This window comes from Pseudomonas sp., assembly GCF_026224925.1.
Lineage (GTDB): Bacteria > Pseudomonadota > Gammaproteobacteria > Pseudomonadales > Pseudomonadaceae > Aquipseudomonas.
In genome coordinates this window covers 1-3,610 of sequence record NZ_JAMFRV010000448.1, presented here as the reverse complement: position 1 = coordinate 3,610, position 3,610 = coordinate 1, and the positions used below count along the sequence as shown (strand labels likewise).

The following is a 3,610-nucleotide window of genomic DNA, read 5'->3' as shown; positions in this document are numbered from 1 at the left end:
CGTCCAGGCATCCTGCGAGGTAGTAAAGAATGCAGGGAACTGAAGAAAGTCTTGAGCAGAAATCCTTTGCTCAATTGCGTCCGCTGAAAGTTTCGAGCGAGATCCTGGCGACAGCAGCGTGCTCGCTGGTGTTGGCGCTGGCCAACGCGAGCCAACACATATCTCCCTGGCTCTATGGTTATTGTCTCGTCGCAGGCATTGCCTGTTACCTCACCTATCGGGCCCGCACCACTCGTCATTTATGGCTAACCGGTTTGCTGTTGCTGTGTGCATGTACCGCCTGCCTCGGTTCGCTGGCCATCGCCATTGGCAACCCGATTATCTGGTTCTTGCCCATTGGTTTGGTGTTGAGCTTGCCGGTTTCGGCCATGCACGTTCATCCTTGGCACGCCCTCAGTACTGGGGCAGCCATTTGGGCCACGTTGTTTTATGTGGTTCAACCCAGCTTTGACCGACAACTGGACCTCACACTGACACTGATACTTATCGTGGGGAGCCTGCTGGTTGCCACGCTGGTGTGCACGACGTTTTGCCATACACGCAAAGACGTATTCGACTTACAGCGCCAACTGCATGGCATGGCCTATAACGATACGTTGACGGGTCTGCCCAATCGACGCGCGTTTATGGAGCGGCTGACCGCGACATTGGCGGACGACGCAGCTCCAGCGCCGTTGTTTTTCTTGATGCTCGACATAGACGACTTCAAGAAGATTAACGACGGCTTCGGCCACGATGTCGGCGACCGGGTATTGGTGGAGGTGGCCAAGATGCTGCGAGACCAGAGCCAGGGCCATAACTTCGCACGCCTGGGCGGCGAAGAGTTCGCGGTCGCGGCCCGGGTGGCGGATGTCGCGGTGGCGCAGGAACTGGCGCGGAGCATTGTCGACGCAGTCAACTCAAGCCAGTTGTTCGGCCTCAGCTTGTCCATCAGCGTGGGGCTGGCGAACCACGAACCGGAGGAGTCGATATTCAGCCTGATGCGCCGCGCCGATCTAGCCCTGTATGACGCGAAAAGCTCGGGCAAGAACCGTTATGTAATGGCTGCGCAGGTGGTGCTCAGTGTTTGATTGATGAGGGGTGTGCAAGGAGCCACGCCGGCTGGACTTAAGCCTTACAAGTCTTGGCGTTTGCAGTATTCGCTGCAAGGCTCTCTGACCGATTATGATGAATAGTTGACACCTGTGGTCCCAGCGATGACCTCATCTAAACCGCATTGCAACAATCGGTCTCATGAGCCTGCTGAACTCCATGCTAATGGGCGTGCAGACAGGCCCCGCGTGATCGACATGCCGACAGTCGTCCGCGCCTGAAACAGCCCTGATCTGCCCAAGGGATATCCCTTCTCCCTTCTTTACAGCGGCTATTGCCCCACAGATGCGACTTGCCGCGCGAGGGTATGGTGGTTGCGGATCTTATCCACGATTCGTATTCACGTACCCCTCGTGCGGGGCGCACTCGTTTAAGTCTTGTACTGCCCTTTCTCAAGCTAAAGCTGCCTCCGATCCAAATGGTGTAACCGCCTAATGATTCCAATAAGGAATAGATCTGGTTTCTTATTTATCGCTTTTTCTACCCTTGCAGAATGCTGACTATGACGACTCCAATAAGCATAAAAACAGGAAGGTCCATGACTGCATTCGCCACCACCGACACCGCCGCCCAGGTGGCAAGGTCAAAGTATCGCTGGGTTGTTCTGTCTGTCATCGTCATTGTCTACATGCTTGCCGCCGCCGATCGTGCCAACATCGGTATCGCACTGCCCTACATCCAGAAAGAATTTGGCGCGACCAACGCTCAGGCAGGCTTGCTCGTCAGCGCCTTCTTCCTGTTTTACTCCTTGGGGCAAATCCCGGCAGGCTTTCTACTCAGCCGTGTTGGCGTCCGGCTGGTCGCGCCGATCTCCATCGGTCTGACATCAGTCGTCACATTACTCATTGGAACCGCGCATAACTTCGGGCTGCTAAACATATACCGATCTGCACTCGGCGTTGCGGAAGCAGCCCTTCCATTGTCGATGCTCAGTACGATCAATCGATGGTTTCCACCGCGAGAGAAAGGTCTGGCTACGGGCGCTTTTCTGTCCGCGGCCAAGATGGGGGCGGTCATCGCCCCGCCAATCGGAGCTGCTTTGATCATGCTCGATGGCTGGCGGGCGATGTTCTTCGCCTTCGCCATCCCAGGCGTGCTGATGGCGCTGATCTGGTGGAAGCTGGTACCAAACGATCCGCGCGCTGGCCATCGGGTCAACGATGCGGAGGCCACCTATATCGAGGATCAGACGAAGACCGACAACGGCTCTGCCCGTAACCACAAGAGTTTCGGTGCGTTGGACAGGGTGCTGCGCTACAAGCACACGCCACGATTGGCAACGTCGCGGTCTGTATTTGCGTCATGGAATATTTGGGGCTGCGGTCTTGGTTATTTGCTGATGACCGGTGTGGTCAACGTGCTGCTCGCCTGGCTGCCGAAGTATCTGGGGGAGGTAAAGCATTTTGAATTGATGCAGATCGGCTTCATTGCGGCGCTGCCCTTTGCCGGTGGCGTGCTGGGCAACATCGCCGGAGGCTGGCTGTCCGACACCGTTCTGGATCGTCGTAGAAAACCGACGATGATGATCAGCGCTATTGCTACGTGCCTGATGATGGTTGCGCTGGTCTATGCGCCCAACGATCTGCTCTCTGTCAGTCTGCTGCTGTTCGGAACTGGCTTCCTGTTGAATGTCGGCTACTCATCATTTTCCGTTTACTCCATGGGCCTGACCACTCGTACCACCTACCCTGTGGCGGCATCCCTGGTCAACAGCGCTGGTCAGGCCGGGGGGGCCATGGCACCTCTTGTCACCGGCATGCTCCTTGATAGCTATAGCTGGACTGCGGTGTTCATCTTCCTTGGAGTGTGCTCACTGGCGGCGCTGCTATTTGTGCTTTCAATTACCGAACCCGCCGACCTCGACGAGTCGATGGCCAATGCAGAATGACCCTCCCAGGCATGTGATGGAGCAGCCGCCTGTACCGCACCAATTAACCATCGCTGGGCTTGCCTGAGCAGAGAAGGAGCATGAGAACTGTCCTCTGCTCCTTGTCAGCTTTGCAGTTGCCGAGAGAAATCGCACAGTTCAACTGCCCGAGACGCCACTTCGCTCACGAAGGCTGAGGGGCGATCATTCCGATACATCGCCATGTAGGGGACAGGAGGCAATGCAGGGTCGGTTTTTATGACAGTCAACTTGCCCTCATCTACCAGCGGGCGAAAGCATTCCAGCGGAAGGTAGGTGACGCCCAACCCGGCGGCCGTCAGCCCGAGCATTGCCGTAAGGCTGTCGGAGGACAGCGTCTTGGGAAGTTCGATGCCCATTGCGCCCAGCCACTTGTTTACAAACAAGCCGGATCCCGACTTTTTCCCCTGTACTAGCACGGGGTATTTGGCCAATTCGGCAAGCCCGACAACCCCCGAGTGTCCGATCAGCCCAGGCGCAGCCATCCATGCGTTCTCAACGATGGCGAGCGGTACCGAAGTGACCTCGGGCGCGGTGAATGTGTCAGGGATGATGATGAGGTCCACCAGATCATCCATGAGCTTTTCATGGAGGTTGCGGCTCATATCGACT

At 56.6% G+C, this 3,610-nt stretch carries 3 protein-coding genes; 2 read left to right on the top strand and 1 reads right to left on the bottom strand.

The genetic code is table 11. The features are described 5' to 3' along the window. Positions 1-29: 29 nt before the first annotated feature. On the top strand, positions 30-1,070 hold the full coding sequence (locus M0974_RS19400; protein WP_297840350.1) for a GGDEF domain-containing protein: 1,041 nt from the start codon (positions 30-32) through the stop codon (positions 1,068-1,070). 560 nt (positions 1,071-1,630) lie between these two features. After that, positions 1,631-2,980, top strand: a complete 1,350-nt coding sequence (locus M0974_RS19395; protein WP_297840348.1) for an MFS transporter — start codon at positions 1,631-1,633, stop codon at positions 2,978-2,980. Between the two features lie 104 nt (positions 2,981-3,084). On the opposite strand, the gene M0974_RS19390 is transcribed toward M0974_RS19395, so the two are convergent. Then, a partial coding sequence (locus M0974_RS19390) for a substrate-binding domain-containing protein (RefSeq protein WP_297840345.1) occupies positions 3,085-3,610 on the bottom strand: 526 nt, incomplete at its 5' end.

What these genes read in the sequence shown, in the direction of transcription:
- M0974_RS19400 (WP_297840350.1), top strand. Translation starts at nt 30, where the DNA reads ATGCAGGGAACTGAAGAAAGTCTTGAGCAGAAATCCTTTGCTCAATTG.
- M0974_RS19395 (WP_297840348.1), top strand. Translation starts at nt 1,631, where the DNA reads ATGACTGCATTCGCCACCACCGACACCGCCGCCCAGGTGGCAAGGTCA.